The sequence below is a fragment of the Mesorhizobium sp. M0923 genome (genome assembly GCF_040319365.1).
GTDB lineage: Bacteria > Pseudomonadota > Alphaproteobacteria > Rhizobiales > Rhizobiaceae > Mesorhizobium.
Genome location: NZ_JAMYNW010000001.1, coordinates 579,503 through 604,955, shown reverse-complemented (window position 1 = coordinate 604,955; position 25,453 = coordinate 579,503). Strand labels below are relative to the sequence as shown.

The following is a 25,453-nucleotide window of genomic DNA, read 5'->3' as shown; positions in this document are numbered from 1 at the left end:
GTCATAGGGTCTAGCAGCAAACGATGGGCCGAGATATCGCAGGGATCATTCTGGCCGGCGGCCGGTCGAGCCGGATGGGCGGCGGCGACAAGACGCTGCTTGCGCTTGGCGATGGGACCCTGCTCGACCGTGTCGTTTCGCGCCTTGGCCCGCAGGTCGGCCCGCTGGCGCTCAACGCCAATGGCGATCCGGCACGGTTTGCCGCGACGGGGCTTCCCGTGCTTGCCGACACCGTCAAGGGTTATGCCGGGCCGCTTGCCGGGATCCTGACCGGCCTCGAATGGGCTTCCGACACCACTTGCCAGGCGCTGGTCACGGCTGCAGGCGATACGCCTTTCCTGCCCAAGGATATGGTCGAGCGGCTGCTCGCGGCAGCCTATGCACGCCCGGGCTCGATCGCCGTTGCCTGTTCCGGCGGCAAACGGCATCCGACGTTTGCGCTCTGGCCGCTGGGGCTCGACCAGGCCTTGCGCCAATTTCTCGTCGAGGAAGACAACCGGCGCGTTTCGGCGTTCATCGACCGGCACGGTTTTGTCGAAGTGGATTTTCCCATCCTGAAATCCAGAGGGGCCGAGATCGATCCCTTCTTCAACATCAACACTCCCGACGACCTTGCCCGGGCCGCGCATCTGTTGCAGAGCATCGAGCCATGAACAGACGTATCTTCGGCATCACTGGCTGGAAGAACTCCGGCAAGACGACATTGACCGAAAAGCTGGTAGCCGAACTCGTCCGGCGCAGCTGGAAAGTGTCGACTGTAAAACACGCCCATCATGATTTCGACATCGACAAACCTGGAGCGGATAGCTTTCGCCACCGCCAGGCGGGAGCGATGGAGGTGGCGATCGTGTCGGGCAGGCGCTGGGCGCTGATGCACGAATTGCGTGGCGAGGACGAGCCGACGCTGGAGGCGATCCTGTCACGGCTGGCACCCTCCGACATCGTGCTGGTCGAGGGCTACAAGCGCGAGGCGCACAAGAAAATCGAGACGCGACGGCTCGAGGCCAAGGACCGGACACCGCTCTCGGCAGGCGATCCACACATTATCGCCGTCGCCTCCGACTTTCCCATTGTCGGCGAAGACTTGCCGGTCTTCGATCTCGACGACACGAATTCGATAGCCGACTTCATCGAACGCGCCACCGGCCTGACGCGCTGAGACTGCGGCCGCGGGGAGCTTCCCGCCACTTTCTCTCCATTTAGGCGTTTGACCCAGCGTCACCGTTTTCTGAACATGACCTTCCCTCAAGCGGCGGTTTTGCAGTTGCTTTTTCTTGGGAAAGAATGGGAGTATCGCGCCAGCGGGCGGTCAAAAGCACCGCCCACAGAGCCGTTCGGGAACGACGGCCGGGACCAACAGAGAGGACCATTATGCGTATTGCACTGCGTATCGCGCTCGCCGCATCGGCTGCGCTGCTGACGCTTGGCGTTGCCCAGGCCCAGGAAAAAACCTTGAGGATCGGCACCGAAGGAGCGTATCCGCCATTCAACAACCTCACCGCCGACGGCCAGCTCGTGGGCTTCGATATCGATATCGCCAAGGCACTGTGCGACGAGATGAAGGTGAAGTGCACTTTTGTCGCGCAGGACTGGGACGGCATCATTCCAGCCCTTCAGGCAGGCAAGTTCGACGCCATTGTCGCGTCTATGTCGATCACCCCGGAACGCGCCGAGAAGGTCGACTTCACCCACAAATATTACAATACGCCGCCGGCAATCGCCGCGCCTAAGGACACTGATATCAAGGGTGTCACCAAGGAAGATTTGGCCGGCAAGACGATCGGCGTGCAGGCATCCACCACGCATTTCAACTATTCGACCAAGACGTACACCGACAGCACCGTCAAGCCGTATCCGACCGCGCAGGAATACCAGCTCGATCTGGCCAATGGCCGGCTCGATGCCGCCAATGACGACATCGTCGTGCTGCAGCAATGGCTGGATTCGCCGGACGGCGCCTGCTGCAAGCTGGTCGGCACAATCAAGCCCGTCATCGAAATCCACGGTCCGGGCGCCGGCATTGCCGTGCGCAAAGGCGAGACCGACCTGGTCAACCAGTTCAATGCGGCGATCGACGCGATCCGCGCAAACGGAAAGTACAAGGAAATCAACGATAAATACTTCAAATATGACGTTTACGGCGGCGAGTCCTGATCGACCGACATAGGACAACGTGAACGGCGGGAGATTCCCGCCGTTCTTATAAGGATGCCGCGCACGAGGGGTGATGCGGTACGGGTCTCAACGAGCCTTAAGGAGAACAGGCAGGCGGATGCAGAGCGCACTGACGCTTCTCAGTTGGGGACCCGAAGGCTGGCTCGACGACATCGCCGCGGGTGTGTTTGTCACAGTATGTCTTGCGCTGGCCACGCTGCCCTTCGGGCTGACGCTCGGCTTTTTCGTGGCGCTGGCCAAACAGTCGGAAGAGCCGTCGCTGAGACTGGCCGGGAACATCTACACCACGATCTTTCGCGGAATACCCGAGCTGCTCACGCTGTTTCTGATCTTCTTCGGCATCCCATTAATCCTGCAATACATTGTCCGGCTGGTGAGCCCCGGGACATCGGCCGACGTCAACAGCTTCGTCGCCGGGATGATCGCGCTGTGCTTCATCTTCTCCTCTTATTCCAGCGAGGTGTTTTTATCCGCCTTCCGCGCGATTCCAAAAGGGCAATATGAGGGAGGCTATTCGGTTGGCCTGTCCAGCGGCCAGACGATGCGGCTGATCGTACTGCCGCAGTTAATCCGCATCGCATTGCCCGGACTTGCCAATCTTTGGCTGATCCTGCTCAAGGACACCGCGCTCGTCTCGGCCGTCGGCCTCAACGAGATCCTCCGGCAGAGCGGGGTTGCCGCTCGCGTCACCAAGCACGCCTTCCTGTTTTACGGTTTTGCCGGCCTGATCTATCTCCTGCTAGCGATCGTCTCCTCCTTCGGCATCAATGCGATCGAACGAGCGGTTGGCGGCAGCGAGGTCAAGAGATGAGCCTGGCCACCGACACGCTGAAGGTTGACCGGCCGCCGCCGCCCGCACGCGGCTGGTCGCGCCAACGCATCCTCGGCCATGTCCTGGTCGGCCTGTGGATCGCTCTCGGCATTGGCGTGGTCGTCTACCTGGTCACTGCGTGGAACCCGGAGTTCTTCCAGAAATATGCACCCGGCTACATATCCGGCCTTGGCATCACCCTGCTGCTGGTTGCCATCTCGATTGTGCTTGGTGCGATCCTGTCGGTGCCGATCGCCTATGCACGTATGTCGAACAATCCGATCCTTTCGGGGTTCGCCTATGCCTATGTCTATTTCTTTCGCGGCACGCCGCTGTTGGCGCAGACCTTCCTGGTCTACTACGGGGTCGGCTCCTTCCGACCGGAGCTCGAGATGGTCGGCCTGTGGGGCTTCTTCCGCGAAGCGTTCAACTGCGCGATCTTCGCCTTTTCGCTGAATACGGCCGCCTACCAGGCCGAGATTTTGCGTGGCGCGATCGAGAGCGTGCCAAGGGGCCAATGGGAAGGTGCCGCCTCGCTCGGCCTGCACAAACTGCAGACGATGTGGAAAATCATCCTGCCGCAGGCGCTGATTGTGGCGCTGCGCCCTTATGGCAACGAGATCATCCTGATGATCAAGGGCTCGGCAATCGTCGCCATCATCACGGTCTACGATTTGATGGGCATCACCCGGCTCACTTATGCGCGCACCTTCGACTTTCAGTCGTATATCTGGGCGGCGATCATCTATCTGGTCATCGTCGAAACATTGCGCCACGGCGTCGAGTGGATCGAACGGCGTATCACCATCCATCTGCACCGCTGACTCCCATCCCCTTGCCTGATCCGATAAGAAGGCCGCAAAGCAGGTTTCTAAGGGATTCGAAAACATGGCTTCGGTGGCATTTCTCGGTCTTGGCGTCATGGGTTATCCGATGGCCGGGCATCTCAAGAACAAGGGCGGTCACGACGTCACTGTCTACAACCGCACCAGGGCCAAGGCCGAGCAGTGGGTTGCCCAGCATGGCGGCAGCTTCGCCGTGACGCCGGCAGAGGCGGCCGAGGGCAAGGACTTCGTTTTTTCCTGCGTCGGCAATGACGACGATCTGCGCTCGGTGACGACCGGCGCCGGAGGCGCCTTCAATTCAGTGAAGAAGGGCGCCATCTTCGTCGACAACACCACGGCATCGGCCGAGGTCGCGCGCGAACTGGCGCAGCAGGCGCAAGCGCTCGGGTTTTCGTCCCTCGACGCTCCGGTCTCCGGCGGTCAGGCAGGCGCTGAGAACGGCGTGCTGACCGTGATGGTCGGCGGCGAGCCAGACGCCTTCGACAGGGCCAAGCCGGTCATAGATGCTTATGCCCGCATGGTCGGGTTGATGGGACCGGCAGGGGCTGGCCAGCTCACCAAGATGATCAACCAGATCTGCATCGCCGGCCTCGTTCAGGGACTGGCCGAAGGTATCCATTTCGGCAAGCAGGCCGGGCTCGACATCGAAAAGGTGATCGAGGTGATTTCCAAGGGCGCGGCCGGTTCCTGGCAGATGGAGAACCGCCACAAGACGATGAATGCCGGCAAATATGATTTCGGCTTCGCCGTCGACTGGATGCGCAAGGATCTTGGCATCTGCCTCGCCGAGGCCGACCGCAACGGCGCCAAACTGCCGGTGACGGCACTTGTCGACCAGTTTTACAAGGACGTGCAGGCGATGGGCGGCAAGCGCTGGGACACGTCCTCGCTGCTGGCGCGGCTGGAGAAATAGGATTTCACCGTGGCCGAGCTTTCGCCTCAATCCAGCGCCGACGAAATCGTCGCTCATCTGCGCTCGATCGCCTCGGAGGAAAATCGCCTTGGCATGCTGCGCTACGGCATCAAGATCGAACGTGCGCTCGGTATCTCGCATGGCGTGCAGCGGCAGATTGCCAAGAAGATCAAGCGCAACCATGACCGTGCCTTCGAGCTTTGGCAGACAGGCATCATGGAGGCGCAGTTCATCGCCTCCGTGACCGCCGATCCAGAGCGGTTCTCCGCCGCGGATGCAAGACGATGGGCGGCGACTTTCGACTCGTGGGATATCGTCGACGGGGTCTCCGATCTCTTTGTCGATACGGATTGCTGGAGGGAACTGATCGCCGAATTCGCGGTCGACGAACGGGAATTCGTTCGGCGCACGGCGTTTGCGATGATGGCTTGGTCGGTGGTCCACCGGAAGAAGGAACCCGAGGCGACCTTCCTCGAATTCCTGTCGATCATCGAAGCGCATGCGATCGACGGCCGCAATTTTGTGAAGAAGGCGGTGAACTGGGCGCTTCGTTCGATCGGCAAACGATCGATGAATTTGCACGGCCCTGCCCTTGCCCTGGCGCAAAAACTAGCGGCCTCGACAGACAGGACTGCGCGCTGGATCGGCAAGGACGCCGTGAAGGAACTTTCCGATGCCAAGACGCTCGAACGGCTCGCCGCCAGAAAAGCTTGACCTGAGCAAAGTGCGCTTCACGGAGGTGACGCAATCGACGCGCGCTGATTTCGAAAACCTGTTCGAGCAACCCGGCGGGCCGAAATATTGCTGGTGCATGGCCTGGCGCAACCTCGACCGCCGCGAGCATGTCGAGGACGACGAGAAGAAACGCGCGATGATGGCGCTGATCGAGGCTGGCACGCCGGTCGGCATTGTCGCCCAGATCGATGGCCGGACCGTCGGCTGGTGCTCGGTCGCGCCGCGCGAGACCTACCGCAGGCTGTCGCGGCAGCAGGACGATAGCGAGATGGGCATCTGGTCGATCGTCTGCTTCTATGTACCGAGAGCGCTGCGCGGTGGCGGGCTGGCAAGCGCATTGCTCGACGCGGCCATCGATCACGCCGTTGCCAAAGGCGCCAGGATGATCGAAGCCTATCCGGTCGACGATGCTTCGCCGAGCTACAGCTTCATGGGGTTTCGCGGCATGTTCGTCGCCCGTGGCTTTCGCGAGATTGGCATAGCCGGCTCGCGCCGGCATGTGATGCGGCTTGAGCGTTGACCAGTGGACAGCGGCAGCTTTACTTGATGTCCGCAGATCAAGGCTCAACAGCGGAGCAGCGATGAGCAACCGTTTTAAATCAGGCGCGGTCTTGGCGACTGCCTTGTTGGCGTCCGCCATCGCGGCAAGCGCTTCCGCTGGGACCATGCACATTTTCTGGAAGGATCTGCGCCCAGCGACCCAGGCAGCCGCCGAAAGCGTCGGACTGCCAATGATCGCGGCCAAAATGCCGGATCATGGCGAAACGCTCTCTCACGATTTGCAGGACCAGACCGTGCAGCTCGCGGGCTACGCACTGCCGGTCGATCGCGACGGTGATCTCGTCTATCAATTCCTGCTGGTGCCCTGGACAGGGGCCTGCAGCCATATGCCGACGCCGCCGCCCAACCAGATCGTCCTCGTTACGCCTGCGCAGCCCTACCGGATGTCCGAGGCCTACCAGGCGGTTTCGATAACTGGCGCACTAGAGCCAGGCATGGAGAAGAGCCAGCTTTTCATCCTTGACGGCGTCAGTGTCATCCAGTCGGGCTACACTGTGCGCAAGGCCGAGGTGGTCAACGTCGACACCGTGCCGGACACGATCACGCTGCCGGTCAACTCGCCCTGGACTTTCCTCAACAAAAAGAAGAACTAAGCAGAAGAATCTCAAGCGGCGTTGGCGCCGGACTCCTTGTCGAGCACCATGTAATCCAGCGGCATCTCGGTGGTGTATTTGATCTGCTCCATGGCGAAGGAAGACGACACGTCGCGGATCTCGATCTTGGCGATCAGCCGCTTGTAGAAGGCGTCGTAGGCGGCGATGTCGGGCACCACGACGCGCAAGAGATAGTCGACATCGCCGCTCATGCGGTAGAATTCGACCACTTCGGGAAATTCCTGGATGACCTCCGAAAAGCGCCGCAGCCATTCATGGCTGTGCGAATTGGTGCGGATCGACACAAACACCGTGACCCGCACATTGACCTTTTCATGGTCGAGGATGGCGACGCGCCGCTTGATGACGCCCTCTTCCTCGAGCTTCTGGATGCGCCGCCAGCACGGCGTCGTCGACAGGCCGACCTTCTTGGCGACGTCGGCGACCGCAAGCGTCGCATCCTCCTGCAGGAGGCGGAGGATTTTTCTATCGAGGCGGTCCATTGGGTGCTCCCCCTGATGCAAGTCGTCCAAAGTGCGCAGCGGCTTTGGCACAACGATATGCATAAAAACAAGAATTTAAAGCGCGTCCCCTCATGCGCTGCGCGCTTCGAGGAATAGATTACCATATTCCCTCTTGTCATGGCCTTTTACAAGAAAGAAATTCTGTCGGATAGCGCGAAAGCGAGTGATTTCTTGCTGAATGCCTAGCCGATGCGATAGCGGATTTCCGATCTTAGAAATGGCAGCAAATCCATGTCAAACCATGGATTGCGCTTCAGCCAGCCGGTGTTGCGCCAGGACGGGTGCGGCAGCGGCAGGACTTTCGGGTCAGTCGGTGCCGCCCAGATGGCGCGCCAGTCCAAGACTGTTTCTGTCAGCGAGGGACGGCGCGCCGCGCCCATATGCCAGCTTTGCGCGTAGATGCCGATCGTCAGCACCAGATCGACTTGCGGCATCAGCGCCATCAGCGATACGCGCCAGGCCGGCGCACATTCGCGGCGCGGCGGCAGGTCGGCGCCCTTGGCGTCCTGACCCGGAAAGCAAAAGCCCATCGGCACAATGGCAAATTTGTCCGTGTCATAGAATTCCTCGCTGCCGACGCCGAGCCAGCTTCGCAGCCGGTCGCCGGAGGCGTCGGTGAACGGCATGCCTGACACGTGGACCTTGGTACCCGGCGCCTGGCTGGCGATCAGGATGCGGGCGCTCGAAGATGGCCTGAGCACCGGACGCGGCTGGTGCGGCAATGGCCTGCCGGCCGGCTTATCGACGCAGATGCGGCAGGCGCGTACCCTCGCTGCCAAGGCTTCCAACTCTTCGCTCATTCGGAACTCATTGTCAGGCGGCGGCACTCGGCCGGCTTGAGATTGCCCGATACCAGCGCAGCACGTTGGTGCACTCTTCGGGTACCTTGATGCGAGCCGGCTTCATGAAGTCGATGGCGACCAGCCCGGTGATGTCGGCGATCGAATAGGTATCGCCGGCGACGAATTCCCTGCCGGCGAGCTCAGTGTCCAGAAATCTCAGGAATTCGATCGCCTTCGGCTTGTTGGCCTCGCCCCATTCGGGGATTTGCGGGATCTCCCATTCCCTCATTGCGGGATGGATATGCCGGAACGCCGCGGAGACGCAGCCGAACAGATTGAACTCCACGCGCCTTTGCCACATCTCGACGATTGCCTTGCCCAGCGCACCACGCCCGAACAAAGCCGGCTCGGGGTGCAGTTCCTCGAAGTAACGGCAGATTGCGACGGACTCGGTGATGATGGTGCCATCGTCGAGTTCGAGCACCGGCAGACGCTTCAGCGGATTGCGCGAGCTGACCGGCTGCTCTTTGTGCTCCAGCGCACCCATGTCGACCGGCACCAGCGGAACTTCAACTCCCTTTTCAGCCAGGAAAATCCGAACCCGACGTGGATTGGGCGCGCGCCCGCCGTCGAACAGCTTCATCTCTATCCTCCTCGTCGGTACGACGAATTATAGGCGCAGCTCACCAGAAGCGAAAAATCTCCCGCAGGGCGTCGCCGATCGACGCCAAGGTCCCGTGTTTTCTTTCGACCAGCTCGTGCCCGTGGCTCTCGCGCCAGTTCTTCGGCTCGTCGAAAGTTCCGGCCCAGATGCCGGCCTTGCCTGCGCGCGCAGCGGCTTCCTCGGTCTCGAAGTCGCCAAAGGCGACCGCCCAGCCGGCCTCGACCTGAGCGCGGTTGAGATCCTTGCCGCCGACCTTGCAATCGCCGAGCAGCCTGCCGTAACGGTCGCGCTGCCAGCCGCTGCAGGAAACCGCTTTGCCGGCAATCAACCGCACCAGGGACTGCCGCGCGAGCTTGCCGCAGGGATAGTCGGCACCGTCCTTGCGGCAGATCTGCGAATATTCCGGCGCGTCGATGCCGCGCATGCGGACACGCTCGCTGCCGAGGGTGATGCTATCGCCGTCATTGACGAGCGCGGCGCCCTCCGCCTTGCGCGTCTCCACCCGGTCGAGGCGCGCCGCCAGGAGGATCAGCAGGCCAAGCACGATGAGCGTCAGCCCATAGTCCATCAGCCTGCGCCACCGGCTTCGCGGGCGCGGCGCATAGTATCGCTGGCGCGGCCATCGCGACCACGAACGGCTCATATGGCAAACCGTTGGTTAATCATTCGAACGTAGCTTAACGATTTGAAATTGCTGCCCGCGTAAATTGAAGACTTCATGCCCCTGCAACGCTCGACCACGGCGGACAAGTTTATTGTGGACCGCAGGAAACGCCATCGCAACAGCGATGTCGCGCGCGCGGTCCGCAAGACGCGCGACCGTCTTTCGCAGCAAGCCGGAAATCCCGACTTCGACCGCGAGCTGTTGAAGCTCCACGCGCTGTCGATGACCGGCGGCGTGATCGTCGTCCCGCTGCTCGTTCTGGCAACTGCCGCCGCAGGCTTGCTCGCGGGCGTCGGCAAGGAGATCGGCGTCTGGGCGCTGTTCACATTCATCTGCTACACCATCGTTGCATTCATGGCGAGACGCGTCACTCAGGCGTCCGAGCTCAACCCGCTGGAAACGCATAGGGATTTCCTGATCGGCCATTTTCTTTGCGGGCTTGGCTGGGCCTGGTTCGCATGGCTCGGCTGCGAAACTTGCCAAATCGATCAGTTCCAGGTCGCCAAGGCGGTGGTGCTGCTGCTCGCCATGTCGGCAACCGCGATCCTGGCATCGTCCCTGCGCGGTGCGCTGTTGGCGACCTTCGCCCTCCCGGTCGCCATCTATGCCTATGCCAGTGCGAAACTATGGCTGCCCGTCGAAGTGATCATGGCAGGTTTGCTGATCGCTTCGCTGCCTTTCTTCGCCTATGTGGCGCGCCAGCTCAACCGTTCCTCGCTGATGCTGCTGTCGTTCCGCTCCGAAAAGGATGCGCTGATCGCCGAACTGGAGACGGCGAAATCGATGTCGGACGAGGCACGGCGGCGGGCGGAAGACGCAAATCTGGCGAAATCACGTTTCCTGGCCTCGATGAGTCACGAACTGCGCACGCCGCTCAACGCCATTCTCGGCTTTTCCGAAGTGATGGCCAACGAGGTGCTCGGCCCGATGAGCAACCCGACCTATCGCGACTATGCCCGCGACGTGCATGACTCCGGACAGCATCTGCTCGACCTGATCAACGAAATCCTCGACTTGTCGCGCATCGAAGCGGGTCGCTACCAGCTCAATGAGGAGCCGATGATGCTGCTCTCCGTCGTCGAGGATTGCTGCCACATGATGGAGCTGAAGGCGCGCAACAAGGACATCCGCATCGTCCAGGATTTCGAAAACGCCTTGCCGCGCCTGTTCGCCGACGAACGCGCGGTGCGGCAGATTGCGCTCAACCTCTTGTCCAATGCCATCAAGTTCACCGCCACCGGCGGCGAAATCCGCGTGCGCGTCGGCTGGACGGCGGGCGGCGGGCAATATCTCTCCGTCAAGGACAATGGGCCGGGCATACCGGAAGACGAGATCCCGATCGTACTCTCGGCCTTCGGCCAGGGCTCGATCGCCATCAAGAGCGCCGAACAGGGCACCGGGCTTGGCCTGCCGATCGTGCAGGGCCTGCTGGCCATGCATGGCGGCGAATTCCAGCTCCATTCCAGGCTACGCGAAGGCACCGAGGCGATCGCCATCTTCCCGCTGAGCCGGGTGATGGAGGAACTGCCGGCGCTGCCGACCAAGGCGGTTGCTTCGCGCCGGCGCTGAATGCTTAACCGCGGACCGCGGCTGCCATGCCGGAGCTGGTCAGCGCGGCCGCCTTGACCAGTCCAGCGGCAAGAGCCGCCCCTACCCCCTCGCCCTGGCTGACGCCCAGATCGAGCAGCGCGCGAAGGCCGAGGCGCTCGGCGGCCTTGGCATGGCCCGGCTCCGGCGATAGGCTTGCGAGGAGACAATGATCGAGCGCGGCGGGGTTGGCGGCATATAGGGCGGCAGCGGCCGCGGTCACCGCAAACCCATCGAGCAGCACCGGGATCTTCTGCATCCGCGCCGCCAGAATGGCGCCGCAGATCGCTGCGAATTCCCGTCCACCGACCCGGCGAAGCGCTTCCAGCGGATCCTTGAGGCTCGCGCCGTGAAACGCCATCGCGGCATCGACCACCTCCGCCTTGCGCCTCTGCATCGCTGCGTTGGCCCCCGATCCAGGGCCGACCCAGTCGGCGCCGGTGCCGCCGAACAGGGCCGCGCAAAGAGCCGCGGCGACAGTCGAATTGCCGACGCCGAGGTCGCCAAGGCAAAGCAGGTCGGTGCCGCCGGCAATCGCTTCCATGCCGAAGGCCATGGTGGCGGCGCAACCGCGCTCGTCCAGTGCCGCGTCCTCGGTGATGTCGGCTGTTGGAATGTGCAGAGCCAGATCGAACACCTTCAAGCCGAGATCGTTGGCGATGCAGATCTGGTTGATCGCTGCACCGCCGGCGGCGCAGAGCTCGACCGCATTTGCCGTGGCGGCGGCGGGGCGCGGCGAAATGCCGTGGCGGGTGACGCCATGATTGCCGGCAAAGATCGCCACCAATGGCCGCGTCACCGCCGGTGGCGCGCGGCCGCTCCAGCCGGCGAGCCAGGCGGCGACGTCCTCGATGCGGCCGAGCGAGCCTTTGGGCTTGTCTGCCTTGGCAAACAACTGGCGCACGCGGGCGTTGGCCGCCATATCTGCCGGCGGCAGGCTCACCAGAAGGTCGCGAAAATCGTCGAAAGGCAGCGCGCTGGTCATGTCGATGGCGATCGTCCCTGTGAATTGGTGAGCGGCATAGCCGCCTTGGCCAGCCGGCACAACCTCGGCGTAACTTGGCGGTATTGACGCGAAAGCACTTGTTGGCGGCGCACCCCGGAGGGCTTGCATTGACTTTGTCGTTGCACCATGTGGAGGCTAGCCAAGGAAATCCTCATGACGGCCATTGAATCCCCGTGCATCCTGGTCTGCTCGATCGACATGAAAACCGGTTTCTGTTTCGGTTGCGGGCGCACGCGCGAGGAAATCGCCGCCTGGATCGACATGACCCCGCAAACCCGCCGCAGCGTCATGGCCGAGCTGCCGGCAAGGCTGGAAACGGTCGAGCGACGCCCCCGCCGGGAAACCCGTCGCAGCCGCATGGCACGCGAACGCGACGCCCTCTCGTGAACCGGCCGCAGAGATGAACCGACTGTTGTGGATTCTGATCGTCGCGATCGGGGCGGGTGTGCTCCTGCTCATGCTCAACGATTCCGCCGGCAGCACGTTCGGCATTGAGAATTACGATTTCAGCCAGCTGATCTGGCTTGGCGCTTTAGCGGCGCTCGTCGGCGCCGGCCTGCTCAGATCGGGCAGGCCGTTAGGCACCATGGCCCGCAGCCTCGGCGCCTGGGGTGCCATCGTGCTGGCGCTGATCGCCGGCTATCAGTACCGCTATGAGTTGCAGGATTTCGCCAGCCGCGTCACCGCCGGCTTTGTTCCCGGCAGTCCGCTGGCACTGGGCGTGGACGAAGGCCATGCCACCGTCACCCTGGACAAGGCCGGCAACGGCCATTTCGAAGCGCGTGTCACGATCAACGGGACGCCGATCCTGACGGTTGTCGATACCGGCGCGACCAGCACCGTGCTGACCGCCGAGGACGCACTGGCGGTCGGGTTCAATTCGGCGGCTCTCCGCTTCACCATACCGATCTCTACCGCCAACGGCATGACACGCGCCGCCGCCGTAAAAACCGATGAGCTGTCGATCGGCGGCATCGTGCGCAAGGACATGCCCATCATGATCGCCGCACCCGGCACGCTCGGCCAGAGCCTGCTCGGCATGAATTTCATCGGCTCGCTATCGGGCTTCGACGTCCGTGGCGATCGCATGATTTTGCGGGATTAACTTCTTTCCTCAGGCCGCCTCTGCGGTCCTGCCGAAATCGACTTCTGCGAAAGCCGCCTTGAGCACCTGCGGTCCGGCACCCGGCTTTGTCGCCTCGGTGGAAAGGATCTGCCGATAGCGGCGTGCACCGGGCAGGCCGTGAAACAGCCCGACCATGTGCCGGGTGACATGCCCGAGGCGTCCACCCTGCTCGATATGGCGTGCCGCGTAATCCGCCATGGCATCGATCAGCGCGGCAAAATCGAACGGCTCAGCCGTGCCGCCGTAAAACGCGGCATCGATGCCGGTCAGTATCCCGGGCGTGTGATAGGCGGCGCGGCCGAGCATAGCGCCATCGACATGGTCGAGATGCCTCAGCGCCTCTGCAAGAGATTGAATGCCGCCATTGATGCCGATGAATTTGTTTTGTTTTCTGGCTTTCAGCCGACAGACGCGGCCATAGTCGAGCGGTGGGACGTCGCGATTTTCTTTTGGGCTCAGACCTTCCAGCCAGGCCTTGCGGGCGTGCACCCACAGCGCGTCGGCGCCGGCCGCGAAAACACCGTCGGCCAAGGCATCGAGTGCCGGTTCCGGATCCTGCCCGTCGACGCCGATGCGGCACTTGACGGTAACCGGTATTTTCACCGCCGCCTTCATCGCAGCGACGCAATCCGCGACGAGCACCGGCGTCTTCATCAGGCAGGCGCCGAACGTGCCCGACTGGACGCGGTCGGACGGACAGCCGACATTGAGGTTGATTTCATCATAGCCGAAGGCTTCGCCGATGCGCGCCGCCTCGGCCAGCTTTCCCGGATCGGCGCCGCCGAGCTGCAGCGCCACCGGATGTTCGCTGTCGTCGAAGCCGAGCAGCCGCTCGCGTGCGCCGTGGATGACCGCATCTGCCACCACCATCTCGGTGTAGAGCAGCGCCTCGCGCGTCAATTGGCGATGGAAGAACCGGCAGTGCCGGTCCGTCCAGTCCATCATAGGTGCAACGGCAACTTTGTGTCCTAACATACTAATTTTATTATCTTTTTTATGCGTCAGTCCGTCCAATACCCTGTTGGAACGACTGAGCAATTTGGAAAGAAGCGCGTAGCCAAACGTAACCGAATTTACGACTATGCTGGCGCAAACTGAAGGCCATTTAGCACATCACGCCGCTCACTGCACACGTGGTGCACACGAAATCTTCCGTCATCCCACCGGCCCGACCATCGATCAGATGACCATCAATAGCTTCGCTTGGCTGAACAAGGCCTTGACACGCAACTGGCATGCACACTGCCTCAACCACTTTAGTGACAGCATCGGGCTGTATCGACTTCAAAGGCGTTGCCTGCGGCTTATCGGCGAACTGAATTTGCTCTCCGCTAGTCTGAGCAATGTTATGCGTCAGCCCGAGGCCAGCCTGACCGGTTGGCTGTTCGGCTGCCGCGCGGAAAGCAGGGCCGCGAACTGGTCCACAGCCTGTCCGGCCCGCGCCAGGACTAGCGGATCCACGAGCTTGCCATCGGCAAAGTCGCTGTCGCTGCCGTAGACGGCGCTCGGCACGGTCAGTGCGGAGTAAAAGCCGAACAACGGGCGAAGCTGATGCTCGACCACCAGAGCGTGGCGCTGGCCGCCGCCTGTCGCGCCGATCAGCACCGGCCGGTCGACAAGCGCCAGCGGATCGATGAGGTCGAACAGATGCTTGAAGAGGCCGGCATAGGAGCCGTTGTAGACCGGCGTCGTCACGATCAGCGCGTCGGCCTGTTCGACAGCCTCCACCACATTCAGCGCCTCCGGCGTCAATTCCTTTCGCGTGAACGCAGCACCCAGACCACGGCCGGCATCGACAAGATCGAGGAAATTCACCGTGGCGGATAATCTTTCGCGCAGTGCCTCACCCAGATGATGCGCCAGCGTCCGTGATTTCGATGGCCTATGGGTGTTGCCTGACAAAACGACGATGCTCTGGCGCAGCCGTTCGACATGGAAATTCATGGGCTCTCTCATCTGTCCGAAACGATTGGAGACTCTGGCGGGCCGCCGGCCCCGCCAGTCCACAGCTGACCGTCAGGCGGCGCGCAGAGGCCGCGTCAGCGGGATCGGTGCGGCCGGCTCGGAACGCGGCACGCGGCCTTCGACCGGATGGCTCGGATCGTTGAATCGGTGCGTCGAGGCATGGCCGGCTGTGACGAGGCGGTCGACAAAGGCCTCGTCTTCAGCGGTCAGCCTGAAGTCCAGCGCCTTAGCGTAGCTGTCCCACTGTTCCTCGGTGCGCGGGCCGGCGATCGCCGCCGTGACCAGCCGGTTGTTCAGAACCCAGGCCAGCGCAAAATCGGCGGCGGAGACGCCGCGTGATTTTGCGTGCGCCGCGATCTGCCTGGCGATCTCAATCGATTCCGGGCGCCACTCGGTCTCGGCGATACGCTTGTCGCCACGGCCGGCCCGCGTGTCGGCAGCTGGCGCCTGGTTCGGCTCGTATTTGCCGGTCAGCACGCCGCGCGCCAGCGGGCTGTAGGAGACGACGCCAAGACCAAAATAGGCGGCGGCCGGCAGTTGCTCAGCTTCGGCGGTGCGGTTGACGATGTTGTAGAGCGGCTGGCTGGCCACCGGCCGGTCGATGCCGAGTTCATCGGCGAGATGCGCGACTTCGGCAATGCGCCAGCCACGGAAGTTCGACACGCCGAAATAGCGCAGCTTGCCTTGGCGGATGAGGTCTGCAATCGCCCGTACCGGCTCCTCCAGCGGCGCATCGAAGACGGCACGGTGGAAGTAGAACAGGTCGATGTAATCCGTCCCGAGGCGGCGCAGGCTGTTCTCGACGGTCTGGATTACCCATTTGCGCGAATGGCCGCCAAGATTGGGACCCTTGTCATGCGAGTTGACGAATTTGGTCGCTACAACCCAATGATTGCGCGTCGCCTTGATGCCGCGGCCAACGATTTCTTCGGACTTGCCGTTGTGGTAGACGTCGGCGGTATCGATGAAATTGATGCCTTGCTCGCGCGCCTTGTCGATGATGCGGTGTGCGACATTTTCCTCGGTCGGCCCGCCAAACATCATCGTGCCGAGGCTGAGCGGCGAAACCTTCAAGGCGCTGCGGCCAAGATAGCGGTAATCGGACATTTTTCTGCTCCGTTGAACTTTCAGTTGAGGGTTGGTTCGGCGTAGTGGCAGGCGACGTGGTGTCCCGCCGCGATCGCCCGGAATGCCGGCTCCTGCGAACGGCAAAGATCGGTCGCCAGCGGGCAGCGCGTGTGAAAGCGGCAGCCGCTCGGGATGTTCTGCGGGCTCGGCAGGTCGCCATGGATCGGCGCGGCCTGACGCCGGCGCGACGGGTCCGGCACGGCGTCCATCAGCGCGCGCGTGTAGGGGTGCTTGGGCGAGGTCCACAGCGTCGCATTGTCGGCGCTTTCGACGATGCGGCCGAGATACATGACCAGCACCCGGTCGGCAAAATAGCGGACCACCGACAGATCGTGCGAGATGAAGAGGTAGGACAGGCCGAGCTGCCGCTTCATGTCGACTAGCAGGTTGAGGATCTGCGCCTGGATCGAGAGGTCGAGTGCCGACACCGGCTCGTCGCAGACGACCAGTTCCGGATTGAGGATCAGCGCCCGTGCTATGCCTATGCGCTGACGCTGACCGCCGGAAAATTCATGCGGGTAGCGACCGAGCGAATCCTTCGGCAGACCGACACGCTCGATAATGTCCTCGACGATGCCGCGCCGCTCGGCCTTGTTGCCGATGCCATGGACTTTCAGCGGCGCGGTCAGGATGTCGCCGATCGTGTGGCGTGGGTTGAGCGATGCGAACGGATCCTGAAAAATCATCTGGATATTGCGGCGCGCCGCCTTCAGCCGGCTGGCGTCGAGAACGGTGATGTCGGTGCCGTTGAACTCGATCTTGCCGCCGGTCGGATCGACCAGCCGCATGATCGTCTTGCCGAGTGTCGATTTTCCGCAGCCGCTTTCGCCGACGAGACCAACCGTTTCGCCGCGCCCGACCTCGAGGGAAACGCCGTCGACAGCGCGCAGCGCACCGCCCTGGGCGTGGAAATGCGTCGAGAGGTCAGAGACCGAGAGCAACGCCATGCGCAACCTCCGGAATGAAGCTGTAGGGACAGGCAACGAGGCGATCCTCGCTCACCTCGACGAGGTCGGGTACGCAATGGGCACAGCTGTCGCGCGCCACCGCGCAACGCGGCCGGAACGGACACCCTCTCTCGCCGGCAGCCGAGACGATGCTGCCGGGAATCTCCGTCAGTCTGGCGTCGCGGTAGTGGAGATTGGTCTTCAGCCGCGGCGACGCAGCCAGCAGGCCGCGCGTGTAGGGATGAAGCGGTGTTCTGAACAGCGCGCCCGGCAACGCCTGCTCGACCTTGCGGCCGGCATACATGACGACGACCTTGTCGGCCCATTGCGCGACGACACCGAGATCGTGGGTGATCAGCACGACCGCCATCGACAGTTCGCGGCGCAGCGTATCGAGCAGGTCGAGCACCTGCGCCTGGATGGTGACATCCAGCGCCGTCGTCGGCTCGTCGGCAATCAGCAGGCGCGGCCGGCAGGCAACGGCGATGGCAATCATGACGCGCTGGCGCATGCCGCCGGAAAGCTGGTGCGGATAGTCGTCGATGCGCCGCTGCGGATCGGGAATGCGCACAAGCGAGAGCAATTCGATCGCCCGCGCCCGCGCTGCCTTGCCGCGTATGCCCTCGTGCAGCGTCAGCACCTCGGTGATCTGCCGGCCGATGGTCAGCACCGGGTTGAGCGAGGTCATCGGCTCCTGGAAGATCATCGCGATCTCGCGCCCGCGCAAGTTCCGCATCGCCTTCTGGTCGAGACCGAGCAGATCCCTGCCGGCGAACTCGATCCTGCCATTGGGGATCTTCGCCGAGCGCGGCAGAAGCTGCATCAGGGCAAGTGCTGTCAGCGATTTGCCGGAGCCCGATTCGCCGACGATCGCCAGCGTCTCGCCTTCGCCAACCTCGAAACTCAGCCGGCTGACCGGCTCGGTGGTCGGGAAGCGAACCGTCAGATTGTCGACCCTGAGCAAGGGAGTGGCCATCTCTAGCGCTCCTGCGAGAAGCGCGGATTGAGCGCGTCGTTGAGGCCGTCGCCGATCAGGTTCAGCGCCAGCACGGTAAAGACGATCGCTAATCCCGGCAGTGCCGTCAGATACCAGGCGGTTCGGATCAGCTCTCGACCGGCTCCGATCATCGAGCCCCAGCTGACGACATTGGGATCGCCGAGGCCCATGAAGGACAGCGCCGATTCCATCAGGATCGCGGTTGCCACCATCACCGACGAGGTCACGATCAAAGGTGGCAGCGCGTTGGGCAATATCTCGCGGAAGATGATGCGGGCATGGCCGTAGCCGAGGCTGCGGGCAGCCATGACGAAATCCTTCTCGCGGATGGCCCGGAATTCGGCACGCGTCAACCGCGCCACCGTTGGCCAGGTGATGACGGCGATCGCCACCGTCACCACAGGCGCCGTCGGCTGCGCGATCGCCACCATGACCACCAGAAGCACGAAGCTCGGTATGGTCTGAAAGATTTCGACCAGGCGTACCAGCAGGTCGTCGATCCAGCCGCCGAAATAGCCGGCGGTAGCGCCGACGAGGATGCCGAAGCTGAGACCGAGCGCGGTCGCCATCAGCCCGACGAACAGCGAAATCCGCGCGCCATGCAGAATGCCGGAAAGCACGTCGCGGCCCATCGAATCCGTGCCCAGCGGGAAGGCCGGATTCTGCCCCGGCCACAGGAAGGGCCGTGCTACCATCGACAGAGGATCGGCCGGATAGAGGACGGGCGCCAGCAAGGCTGCCAGCACGACAAGCGACAGGAACACCACGCCGAACATTGCGTTGGGATTGCGCAGGAAAACCTTCAGCGCCCGGCCACCGGCCGCAATCGGTACCGACGCCGCAGAGGCGGAGCGCGCGTCGGGCGCGTGAAGATTGCTCCAGCTCTTCGCCTCGGGTTCAGCCGGCACCGCAGGCTCGCGGGTATCGGCATAGAGGCGGCGGGAGCGGGCATCGCCGGCGGCGAATTCGGTGGAAGCCATCAGCGTACTCCGATGCGGGGATCGAGCCAGGCGTGCAGCAGATCGACGGTCGCATTGGCGACAATGACCAGCAGCGACGACAGCAGCAAGATGCCGAGCAGCACCGTGAAATCACGGCCCATGACCGCCTCGAAGGCGAGACGCCCGAGGCCAGGCCAGGAATAGACGGTCTCGACGACCACGGCGCCGCCGAGCATGCCGCCAACATGCATGCCGGCCATGGTGGTGATGGGGATCAGTGCGTTGCGCAGGACATGCCGGATGGTGATGACGGTCGGCGACAGGCCCTTGGCGGCGGCGGTGCGCACATAGTCCTGCGACTGGACTTCCAGCATCGCCGCCCGGGTCAGCCGCGCATAGATCGCCACGTAGAACAGTGCCAGCGACAGCGCCGGCAAGATCATGTAGCGCACCTTGTCCCAGAGGCCGGCAAGGCCGGTCAGGTTGCTGCCGATGGTTCCCGAACCGCCGCTCGGCAGCCAGCCGAGCTTGACCGAGAACAGGACGATCAGCATCAACCCGATCCAGAAGCCCGGGATCGAATAGAACAGCAGCGAAACGACCGAAAGCAGACGATCCGGCAGGCGTCCCGAAAACACCGCCATCAACGATCCGAGGACGAGACCGAGTGCGATGGCGATGGTCAGCGCCACCGCCATCAGCAACAGCGTTCCCGGCAGCCGCTGGCCGATCAGGTCGGCGACCGGCATGCCGTAGCGCGGCGAAAAGCCAAGACTGAAATGCGCCAGATTGTAGAGATAGTTGAACAGCTGGACGAGCAGTGGATTGTCGAGTCCGAAGCGCTGGCGCAACGCCGCCATGGTTTCCACCGTGGCCGAACCGGCCTCGCCGGCCATGACGTCGGCGGCATCGCCCGGCGCAAGCTGGAGCAGGAAGAAGTTCAGGATCACGATGCCCAGAACCGTTGGCACCGCCTGGATGGCCGTGCGCCGAAAGGTTCTGCCAATGCGCGTCAGGGTCGACATCGTTTTCGCTATCCCGGCTGTGGCTGACGATGCGGGTTTGCTGTTTCCCGGAAAGTTCCGTGCTTTTTAGTTGACAAGATTTATAGACATTGTCAAACCTGATTTAAGAAATTTTGTTCTGAAAATGGCAATGTTTCAGAATAGAATTTTATTTCATGCTACAAAAATAGCCGTTTGAAGTATGAAATCTTAAGTGCGGGAGCGAAGCGGCCAAATCTTTTCACAAACGGGCCGGCTCTTGGAACGATGGATTTTTCACCCGGCTGCCGACGACCGGCCGATTGATGCCGGCAGCAAAAAAGGACCAAGGCGCCATGTCTCATTTCCTCACCCCGAACCGCCGTAGGTTTCTCGGCCTTTCGGCAACAGCGCTCGGAGCCACCCTATTGCCCGCATCGCGCGGCGCCTACGCAGCCGAGCCGAAACAAGGTGGAACGGCGACGCTGCTGCTCTCGGCCGAGCCGCCGGTGCTGACGACGATCGCCCACACGGCGTTCAATTCCGTCTACGTCTCGGCAAAGACCACCGAGGGCCTGCTGACCTACGATTTCGATCTCACGCCGCGCCCGTCACTGGCCAGGCAATGGTCGCTCAGCGACGATGGCCTGCAATACACTTTCAAGCTGCGCGAAGGCGTGAAGTGGCATGATGGCCAGCCATTCACCGCCGCCGACGTCGCCTATTCGATCGCCACGATCAAGGATGTTCACCCTCGTGGCCGCAACACCTTCCTCAATCTTATCGACATCCAGACACCGGATCCGCTGACCGTCACGCTGGTGCTGTCAAAGCCGGCGCCTTACCTGATCACGGCGCTGGCCGCGGCCGAAACGCCGATCGTGCCCAAGCATCTCTATGACGGCGGCAAGGCAGCCGAAAATCCGGTCAACGTCGCGCCGGTCGGCACCGGCCCGTTCGTCTTCAAGGAATGGGTCCGCGGCAGCCACATCGTCTATGAACGCAACCCTGATTATTGGGACGCGCCGCGCCCCTATCTCGACCGGCTGATCGTGCGTTTCATCCCGGACGCTTCGGCGCGTGCCTTGGCGCTGGAAACCGGCGAGATCGACCTGGCGCCGGCAACGCCGATCCCGTACAGCGACTTGCAGCGCTTCGAGACGCTGCCGCATATCGGCTTCGAGAAACAGGGCTATCAGTATTCCAACGGTGTCAGCCGGGTCGAGTTCAACCTGGAGAAACCCTATTTCCAGGATGTTCGGGTCCGCCGCGCCTTCGCCCATGTCATCGACCGCAACGTCATCCGCGAGACGATCAACTATGGCTATGGCGAGACCATGCCCGGTCCGATCAACCCCAATCTGAAAAAATGGTTCGTCGCCGACCTGAAGACCTATCCGGTCGACACTGCCGCCGCCGAGAAACTGCTCGACGAAGCAGGCTTGCAACGCGGTGCCGACGGCACCCGCCTCAAGCTTGTCCACGACTATGTGCCGAGCGGCGAGACCTACAAGCGCGGCGCCGACTACATCAAGCAGGCACTGGCCGCGGTCGGGATCGAGGTCACCGTGCGCAGCCAGGATTTCGCCACCTACACCAAGCGCATCTACACCGACCGCGATTTCGACTTCACCTTCAACGGCATGAGCAATCTGTTCGATCCGACGGTCGGCGTGCAGCGGCTCTACTGGTCGAAGAATTTCAAACCGGGCGTGCCGTTCTCCAACGGGTCGAAATACAGCAATCCCAAGGTCGATGAACTTCTTGAAGCTGCCGCCGTCGAGGTCGATCACGAAAAGCGCTTCGAGCAATGGGCCGCGATCCAGCAGATCCTTGTCGAGGACCTGCCCGACATCGGCATCGTCAGCCAGCCGGAAATCACCCTCTACAACAAGCGCATCGCCGATCACACAGTGGGCGCCGAGGGCAATGCCGGCAGCCTCGCATCAACCCATATCGTCGCCTGATCCGCCGCCCCATGCGCGGTCTTTCGCGCATGGCATCTCTTTCTCCTTCCCCGAGAGATTCCCCCATGACGCTCGCCCACAAGCCTGGTTCCATCGTCGGCACGCCCTTCTTCAAGGCGCCGACCGACTATCCGGACAGCCCGCTATCGAAAGCGCTTCAGCAGCCGGTGCTGCTCGGACTGTTCCTGCCGATCCAGGCCGGCGGCTGGACCAACTCGACCCTGCCGCGCTCGACCGACTGGCGCTTCGATTACAATCGCGACCTGACGCTCAAGGCCGAGGAGCTTGGCTTCGACCTCGTCTTTGCGCTCAGCCAGTGGCTGCCCAAGGGCGGCTATGGCGGGGTCTTCAACGGCCAGGCGCTGGACAGTTTCGTCTCCATTGCAGCCATGGCCGCGATCACCAAGAAGATCATGCTGATCTCGACCATGCATGTTCTCTACGGCCCGTGGCATCCGCTGCATCTGGCCAAATTCGGCGCCACGCTCGATCACATTTCTGGCGGCCGCTGGGGCATCAACGTGGTCACCGGTCATCGCGCCGTCGAACACGAGATGTTCGGCTGGAACCGCATCGAGCACGACCGTCGCTACGAACTCGCGGCCGAGTTCGTCGAAGTGCTGCAGCGGCTGTGGCAGGACGACGAGAATTTCTCCTTCTCTGGAGAATCGAGCTGGAAGCTTAATGGCGGCTTCGTCACGCCGAAGCCGAATTACGGTCGGCCGATCCTGGTCAATGCCACCGGCTCCGATGCCGGCATTTCCTTTGCCGGCCGTTATTCCGACATCGTCTTCGTCACCAGCCCGGCCGGCTCCGACATCGCCAGCGCGCTGGAGGCGCTGCCGGCGCATACGAAGAAGGTGAAGGACGCCGCCCTCGGTGTCGGCCGCACCGTGCGCACGCTGCTCAATCCGCTGGTCATCAGCCGTCCCACTGAGAAGGAAGCCTGGGCCGTCGCCGACCAGATCGTCGCCCGTGCCGACAGCCGTACGCCGAAAGGGTTCCAGACCTTCAACAGCGACGCCCAGGCCTGGAAGGGCCGCGAAGGCCGCGACGATCCCTACGCCAAGGTCGGCGGCAACATTTATCTCATCGGCACGCCCGAGCAGATCGTCGACCAGTTCGTCAAGCTCAAGGACGCCGGCATCGATGGCCTGCAATTGTCCTTCTTCGACTTCAAGCCGGACCTCGAATTCTTCGGCGAGAACATCCTGCCGCTGATGAAGCAGGCCGGCCTGCGCAACGCCTGAGGAGCACTCATGACCACGACTGCGATCTCCGAAATCTGGTACACACGCTGCCCGGTGCCGACGCCTGTCGGGCTTGCGGCGCAGCTCGGACTTCTCGACGAAACCTTTCGCAAGGAGGGGATCGAATTGAAGTCGATCATCGATTCACCCAACCGCGACATCCGCCAGAGCCATTTCAACCACACACTCGACTGGTCGTTCCGCCACGGCGGCAACGTGCCGCCGATCCGTGCGCGGTCCGAAGGGCGCAAGACGCGTCTCGTCGGCATCACCTGGACCGACGAATTCCAGGCGATCATCACCTTGCCCGGCACCGGCATCAGAACAACCCAGGACCTGAAAGGCCGCCGCTTCGGCATCGCCCGGCGTCCGGAAGGCATCGTCGACTTCATGCGGGCGACGGCGCTGAAAGGGCTGGTCTCGGCGCTCTCGCTTGAAGGCCTCAGCCATGCCGACGTCGAGATCGTCGACATCGCGCTGACCGACAGCGTGCTCGACAGCCAGGAAGGGCCGTCGCTGTTCGGCCTCAAGCGCAAACAGGCCTATGGCGAGGAGGCAGCCGCGCTGATCCGTGGCGAGGTCGACGCCATCTATGTCAAAGGCACGGCCGGCATCAATGTCGCCAATCTGATCGGCGCCATCCAGGTCGCCGAATTCGGCTTTCATCCCGACCCGAACATCCGCATCAACTCCGGTTCGCCGCGTGTGCTGACCGTCGACGATTTGCTGGCCGAAGAGCGCCCTGATCTGGTCACGCGCCTGATCGAGACGATCCTGCGCGCCAGCGCCTGGGCTAAGGCGCATCCGGAAGAGACGCGGCGCTTCGTCGCCCGCGAATCCGGCGCCACCGAAGAACAGGTGCTGGCCGCCAACGGTCCGGATGTCCACAACCATCTCGGCCTCGGACTGCAGCCTGAGCTCGTCGCGGCGATTTCCCACTACAAGGATTTCCTGCGCGACTGGGGTTTCCTTGCCAGCGATTTCGACGTCGAGGCCTGGGTCGATCGCCGGCCGCTCGATCAGGTGACCATCCGCGCCGCCGCCTGAGAGGAAGCCAGCATATGACCTCGACGATCCCCGAGTTCCCACAACTCCTCGACACGGTAGCGAGCCTGGCCGACGACTTCGCGCCGACCGCCGCACATCACGACGCGACCGGAGAATTTCCGTTTGCCAATTTCGGCCGGCTTCACCAGGCCGGTCTGCTTGGCCTGGTCACAGCGCGCGAGCATGGCGGCCTCGGCGGCGGGCTGACGGAAGCCCAGGCGGTGATCGCCGAGATCGGCCGCGGCGAGCCGTCGACGGCGCTTGTGCTGGCCATGCATTACAACAGCCAGTATGCGCTGCGGAAATCCGGAAAATGGCCGCGCCATCTGGTGCAGCGGATTGTCGAGGCCGGCCGTCTTGGCCCTGCCTTGATCAATGCCGCCCAGGCCGAGCCGGGGATCGGCTCGCCCGCCCATGGCAAGCCGCCCGAAACCATTGCCCGGCGCGACGGCAATGTCTGGCGGATATCCGGCCACAAGAACTACGTCACCGGCATTCCCATCCTGAAATGGGTGAACTTGCTGGCATTGACCGACGAGCCGCAACCGCGCCTCGCCTCGTTCCTGGTGCCGACCAATGCGCCGGGATTGCGCGTCGAAAAGACATGGAACGCCGCCGGCATGCGGGCCACCGCCAGCGACGACGTCATTCTGGATAATGTCGCCGTGCCTGCCGAGGACATCACCGAGGCGCAGCCGGCGTCCGAGCCGCTGCGGCGGGAGGAAGGTGCGACGGCGTTCTTCTTTTCGCTGATCGGCGCTGTCTACCACGGTGCCGCCCGCGCTGCCCGTGACCGGCTGGTCTCCTTCGTCACCACGCATGCGCCGGCGAGCCTCGGCGCGCCGCTGTCGACCGTGCCGCACATCCAGGCAGGGCTGGGCGAGATCGAGGTCAGGCTCGCAACCAGCACGCGGCTGCTGCGCTCGCTCGCTGATGACGTCGACGCCGGCCGACCGGTCGGCACCGACGGCATGACCGTCAGGCATGTCGTCATCGACAATGCCGTGGCAGTTACCTCGCTGGCGCTGGAGCTTGCCGGCAATCCCGGTCTTAACAGAGACTTCCAGCTCGAGCGTCACCACCGCGATACGCTGACTGCCCGCTCGCACGCACCGCAGAACCATATGATCCGCACGATCGCCGCCAAGGCGGCGCTCAGCCGCCACGCTGCCAGCCAAGTGGCCGAGCCGCCGGCTGTTGCCGCTGTCAAACCCAGGCTCAAGGCGGTCGGGTGAGCGACGC

General features: G+C 62.9%; 27 protein-coding genes and 1 pseudogene. 16 read left to right on the top strand and 12 right to left on the bottom strand.

Annotated features, from left to right (window positions below):
• The first annotated feature begins 23 nt into the window (after positions 1-23).
• The 9 genes from mobA (at position 24) to NKH89_RS02835 (ending at position 6,633) form a co-directional block, all read left to right on the top strand.
• The gene (gene mobA / locus NKH89_RS02875) at positions 24-653 is read left to right on the top strand and encodes a molybdenum cofactor guanylyltransferase MobA (protein ID WP_352482600.1); all 630 of its coding nucleotides are present in this window, start codon (positions 24-26) and stop codon (positions 651-653) included.
• Complete coding sequence (gene mobB, locus NKH89_RS02870) at positions 650-1,159, top strand: molybdopterin-guanine dinucleotide biosynthesis protein B (protein WP_023717636.1); 510 nt, start codon at positions 650-652, stop codon at positions 1,157-1,159. The genes mobA and mobB overlap by 4 nt, the downstream gene beginning before the upstream one ends.
• Positions 1,160-1,371: 212 nt before the next feature.
• A complete protein-coding gene (locus NKH89_RS02865) occupies positions 1,372-2,154 on the top strand; it encodes an ABC transporter substrate-binding protein (RefSeq protein ID WP_023717637.1) in 783 nt (260 codons plus the stop codon).
• Positions 2,155-2,272: 118 nt separating this feature from the next.
• Positions 2,273-2,986 (top strand): ABC transporter permease, encoded by a 714-nt coding sequence (locus NKH89_RS02860; RefSeq protein ID WP_023675013.1) that lies wholly within the window; start codon positions 2,273-2,275, stop codon positions 2,984-2,986.
• Complete coding sequence (locus NKH89_RS02855; RefSeq protein ID WP_023717639.1) at positions 2,983-3,810, top strand: ABC transporter permease; 828 nt, start codon at positions 2,983-2,985, stop codon at positions 3,808-3,810. The genes NKH89_RS02860 and NKH89_RS02855 overlap by 4 nt, the downstream gene beginning before the upstream one ends.
• A 64-nt stretch (positions 3,811-3,874) precedes the next feature.
• On the top strand, positions 3,875-4,744 hold the full coding sequence (locus NKH89_RS02850) for an NAD(P)-dependent oxidoreductase (protein ID WP_023717640.1): 870 nt from the start codon (positions 3,875-3,877) through the stop codon (positions 4,742-4,744).
• 9 nt (positions 4,745-4,753) lie between these two features.
• Positions 4,754-5,458, top strand: a complete 705-nt coding sequence (locus NKH89_RS02845; RefSeq protein WP_352858486.1) for a DNA alkylation repair protein — start codon at positions 4,754-4,756, stop codon at positions 5,456-5,458.
• Positions 5,418-5,999, top strand: a complete 582-nt coding sequence (locus tag NKH89_RS02840; RefSeq protein WP_352858483.1) for a GNAT family N-acetyltransferase — start codon at positions 5,418-5,420, stop codon at positions 5,997-5,999. The genes NKH89_RS02845 and NKH89_RS02840 overlap by 41 nt, the downstream gene beginning before the upstream one ends.
• A gap of 61 nt (positions 6,000-6,060) precedes the next feature.
• Positions 6,061-6,633: a DUF3299 domain-containing protein gene (locus NKH89_RS02835; RefSeq protein WP_352908382.1), complete on the top strand. Its 573-nt coding sequence runs from the start codon at positions 6,061-6,063 to the stop codon at positions 6,631-6,633.
• A gap of 11 nt (positions 6,634-6,644) precedes the next feature.
• Here NKH89_RS02835 and NKH89_RS02830 read toward each other — a convergent pair whose 3' ends face one another.
• The 4 genes and pseudogenes from NKH89_RS02830 to NKH89_RS02815 all read right to left on the bottom strand — a co-directional run bounded on the left by NKH89_RS02830 (position 6,645) and on the right by NKH89_RS02815 (position 9,246).
• A complete protein-coding gene (locus NKH89_RS02830; protein WP_006333679.1) occupies positions 6,645-7,136 on the bottom strand; it encodes an Lrp/AsnC family transcriptional regulator in 492 nt (163 codons plus the stop codon).
• 203 nt (positions 7,137-7,339) lie between these two features.
• Positions 7,340-8,031: pseudogene (locus tag NKH89_RS02825) on the bottom strand (uracil-DNA glycosylase family protein).
• Positions 7,971-8,582, bottom strand: coding sequence for a glutathione S-transferase (locus NKH89_RS02820; protein ID WP_023717645.1), 612 nt, complete (start codon positions 8,580-8,582; stop codon positions 7,971-7,973). Before NKH89_RS02820 ends, NKH89_RS02825 begins: the two are co-directional and overlap by 61 nt.
• A gap of 40 nt (positions 8,583-8,622) precedes the next feature.
• A complete protein-coding gene (locus tag NKH89_RS02815) occupies positions 8,623-9,246 on the bottom strand; it encodes a thermonuclease family protein (RefSeq protein WP_352847905.1) in 624 nt (207 codons plus the stop codon).
• 75 nt (positions 9,247-9,321) lie between these two features.
• Here NKH89_RS02815 and NKH89_RS02810 point away from each other — a divergent pair, with 75 nt between their 5' ends.
• The gene (locus NKH89_RS02810) at positions 9,322-10,836 is read left to right on the top strand and encodes a sensor histidine kinase (RefSeq protein ID WP_023717647.1); all 1,515 of its coding nucleotides are present in this window, start codon (positions 9,322-9,324) and stop codon (positions 10,834-10,836) included.
• 4 nt (positions 10,837-10,840) lie between these two features.
• On the opposite strand, the gene NKH89_RS02805 is transcribed toward NKH89_RS02810, so the two are convergent.
• Complete coding sequence (locus NKH89_RS02805; protein ID WP_352494671.1) at positions 10,841-11,839, bottom strand: nicotinate-nucleotide--dimethylbenzimidazole phosphoribosyltransferase; 999 nt, start codon at positions 11,837-11,839, stop codon at positions 10,841-10,843.
• 174 nt (positions 11,840-12,013) lie between these two features.
• Between NKH89_RS02805 and NKH89_RS02800 the strand changes: the two genes are divergently transcribed.
• A complete protein-coding gene (locus NKH89_RS02800) occupies positions 12,014-12,247 on the top strand; it encodes a DUF1289 domain-containing protein (protein ID WP_031193575.1) in 234 nt (77 codons plus the stop codon).
• 13 nt (positions 12,248-12,260) lie between these two features.
• Positions 12,261-12,965, top strand: coding sequence for a TIGR02281 family clan AA aspartic protease (locus tag NKH89_RS02795; protein WP_352482604.1), 705 nt, complete (start codon positions 12,261-12,263; stop codon positions 12,963-12,965).
• Between the two features lie 9 nt (positions 12,966-12,974).
• Here the strand turns inward: NKH89_RS02795 and dusA are convergent, their stop codons facing one another.
• The 7 genes from dusA to NKH89_RS02760 form a co-directional block, all read right to left on the bottom strand.
• Entirely contained in the window at positions 12,975-13,961 is a 987-nt protein-coding gene (gene dusA / locus NKH89_RS02790) for a tRNA dihydrouridine(20/20a) synthase DusA (RefSeq protein WP_352908381.1), read from the bottom strand.
• Positions 13,962-14,339: 378 nt separating this feature from the next.
• Positions 14,340-14,930, bottom strand: coding sequence for an FMN reductase (gene msuE, locus NKH89_RS02785; protein WP_031193577.1), 591 nt, complete (start codon positions 14,928-14,930; stop codon positions 14,340-14,342).
• Positions 14,931-15,002: 72 nt separating this feature from the next.
• On the bottom strand, positions 15,003-16,058 hold the full coding sequence (locus tag NKH89_RS02780; RefSeq protein ID WP_352908380.1) for an aldo/keto reductase: 1,056 nt from the start codon (positions 16,056-16,058) through the stop codon (positions 15,003-15,005).
• Between the two features lie 20 nt (positions 16,059-16,078).
• The gene (locus tag NKH89_RS02775; RefSeq protein WP_352482606.1) at positions 16,079-17,026 is read right to left on the bottom strand and encodes an ABC transporter ATP-binding protein; all 948 of its coding nucleotides are present in this window, start codon (positions 17,024-17,026) and stop codon (positions 16,079-16,081) included.
• Positions 17,004-18,002: an ABC transporter ATP-binding protein gene (locus NKH89_RS02770; protein WP_352908379.1), complete on the bottom strand. Its 999-nt coding sequence runs from the start codon at positions 18,000-18,002 to the stop codon at positions 17,004-17,006. The genes NKH89_RS02775 and NKH89_RS02770 overlap by 23 nt, the downstream gene beginning before the upstream one ends.
• A 2-nt stretch (positions 18,003-18,004) precedes the next feature.
• Positions 18,005-19,003 carry an ABC transporter permease gene (locus tag NKH89_RS02765; protein ID WP_352482608.1) on the bottom strand — a complete coding sequence of 333 codons (999 nt, stop codon included), beginning with the start codon at positions 19,001-19,003 and terminating at the stop codon, positions 18,005-18,007.
• Positions 19,003-19,989 (bottom strand): ABC transporter permease, encoded by a 987-nt coding sequence (locus tag NKH89_RS02760; protein ID WP_023717656.1) that lies wholly within the window; start codon positions 19,987-19,989, stop codon positions 19,003-19,005. The genes NKH89_RS02765 and NKH89_RS02760 overlap by 1 nt, the downstream gene beginning before the upstream one ends.
• Positions 19,990-20,303: 314 nt before the next feature.
• Here NKH89_RS02760 and NKH89_RS02755 point away from each other — a divergent pair, with 314 nt between their 5' ends.
• From NKH89_RS02755 to NKH89_RS02740, 4 genes are all read left to right on the top strand, one after another.
• Complete coding sequence (locus NKH89_RS02755) at positions 20,304-21,914, top strand: ABC transporter substrate-binding protein (RefSeq protein WP_023717657.1); 1,611 nt, start codon at positions 20,304-20,306, stop codon at positions 21,912-21,914.
• A 65-nt stretch (positions 21,915-21,979) separates the two neighbouring features.
• A complete protein-coding gene (locus NKH89_RS02750; RefSeq protein ID WP_023717658.1) occupies positions 21,980-23,164 on the top strand; it encodes an LLM class flavin-dependent oxidoreductase in 1,185 nt (394 codons plus the stop codon).
• Positions 23,165-23,173: 9 nt separating this feature from the next.
• Positions 23,174-24,211, top strand: coding sequence for an ABC transporter substrate-binding protein (locus NKH89_RS02745; RefSeq protein ID WP_352482609.1), 1,038 nt, complete (start codon positions 23,174-23,176; stop codon positions 24,209-24,211).
• 14 nt (positions 24,212-24,225) lie between these two features.
• Positions 24,226-25,446 carry an acyl-CoA dehydrogenase family protein gene (locus NKH89_RS02740; protein ID WP_352587214.1) on the top strand — a complete coding sequence of 407 codons (1,221 nt, stop codon included), beginning with the start codon at positions 24,226-24,228 and terminating at the stop codon, positions 25,444-25,446.
• The last annotated feature ends 7 nt before the right edge of the window (positions 25,447-25,453 follow it).

Coding starts and splice junctions, on each gene's coding strand:
- mobA (WP_352482600.1), top strand. CDS start 24: ATGGGCCGAGATATCGCAGGGATCATTCTGGCCGGCGGCCGGTCGAGC.
- mobB (WP_023717636.1), top strand. CDS start 650: ATGAACAGACGTATCTTCGGCATCACTGGCTGGAAGAACTCCGGCAAG.
- NKH89_RS02865 (WP_023717637.1), top strand. CDS start 1,372: ATGCGTATTGCACTGCGTATCGCGCTCGCCGCATCGGCTGCGCTGCTG.
- NKH89_RS02860 (WP_023675013.1), top strand. CDS start 2,273: ATGCAGAGCGCACTGACGCTTCTCAGTTGGGGACCCGAAGGCTGGCTC.
- NKH89_RS02855 (WP_023717639.1), top strand. CDS start 2,983: ATGAGCCTGGCCACCGACACGCTGAAGGTTGACCGGCCGCCGCCGCCC.
- NKH89_RS02850 (WP_023717640.1), top strand. CDS start 3,875: ATGGCTTCGGTGGCATTTCTCGGTCTTGGCGTCATGGGTTATCCGATG.
- NKH89_RS02840 (WP_352858483.1), top strand. CDS start 5,418: ATGCCAAGACGCTCGAACGGCTCGCCGCCAGAAAAGCTTGACCTGAGC.
- NKH89_RS02835 (WP_352908382.1), top strand. CDS start 6,061: ATGAGCAACCGTTTTAAATCAGGCGCGGTCTTGGCGACTGCCTTGTTG.
- NKH89_RS02830 (WP_006333679.1), bottom strand. CDS start 7,136: ATGGACCGCCTCGATAGAAAAATCCTCCGCCTCCTGCAGGAGGATGCG.
- NKH89_RS02820 (WP_023717645.1), bottom strand. CDS start 8,582: ATGAAGCTGTTCGACGGCGGGCGCGCGCCCAATCCACGTCGGGTTCGG.
- NKH89_RS02815 (WP_352847905.1), bottom strand. CDS start 9,246: ATGAGCCGTTCGTGGTCGCGATGGCCGCGCCAGCGATACTATGCGCCG.
- NKH89_RS02810 (WP_023717647.1), top strand. CDS start 9,322: ATGCCCCTGCAACGCTCGACCACGGCGGACAAGTTTATTGTGGACCGC.
- NKH89_RS02805 (WP_352494671.1), bottom strand. CDS start 11,839: ATGACCAGCGCGCTGCCTTTCGACGATTTTCGCGACCTTCTGGTGAGC.
- NKH89_RS02800 (WP_031193575.1), top strand. CDS start 12,014: ATGACGGCCATTGAATCCCCGTGCATCCTGGTCTGCTCGATCGACATG.
- NKH89_RS02795 (WP_352482604.1), top strand. CDS start 12,261: ATGAACCGACTGTTGTGGATTCTGATCGTCGCGATCGGGGCGGGTGTG.
- dusA (WP_352908381.1), bottom strand. CDS start 13,961: ATGTTAGGACACAAAGTTGCCGTTGCACCTATGATGGACTGGACGGAC.
- msuE (WP_031193577.1), bottom strand. CDS start 14,930: ATGAATTTCCATGTCGAACGGCTGCGCCAGAGCATCGTCGTTTTGTCA.
- NKH89_RS02780 (WP_352908380.1), bottom strand. CDS start 16,058: ATGTCCGATTACCGCTATCTTGGCCGCAGCGCCTTGAAGGTTTCGCCG.
- NKH89_RS02775 (WP_352482606.1), bottom strand. CDS start 17,026: ATGGCGTTGCTCTCGGTCTCTGACCTCTCGACGCATTTCCACGCCCAG.
- NKH89_RS02770 (WP_352908379.1), bottom strand. CDS start 18,002: ATGGCCACTCCCTTGCTCAGGGTCGACAATCTGACGGTTCGCTTCCCG.
- NKH89_RS02765 (WP_352482608.1), bottom strand. CDS start 19,003: ATGGCTTCCACCGAATTCGCCGCCGGCGATGCCCGCTCCCGCCGCCTC.
- NKH89_RS02760 (WP_023717656.1), bottom strand. CDS start 19,989: ATGTCGACCCTGACGCGCATTGGCAGAACCTTTCGGCGCACGGCCATC.
- NKH89_RS02755 (WP_023717657.1), top strand. CDS start 20,304: ATGTCTCATTTCCTCACCCCGAACCGCCGTAGGTTTCTCGGCCTTTCG.
- NKH89_RS02750 (WP_023717658.1), top strand. CDS start 21,980: ATGACGCTCGCCCACAAGCCTGGTTCCATCGTCGGCACGCCCTTCTTC.
- NKH89_RS02745 (WP_352482609.1), top strand. CDS start 23,174: ATGACCACGACTGCGATCTCCGAAATCTGGTACACACGCTGCCCGGTG.
- NKH89_RS02740 (WP_352587214.1), top strand. CDS start 24,226: ATGACCTCGACGATCCCCGAGTTCCCACAACTCCTCGACACGGTAGCG.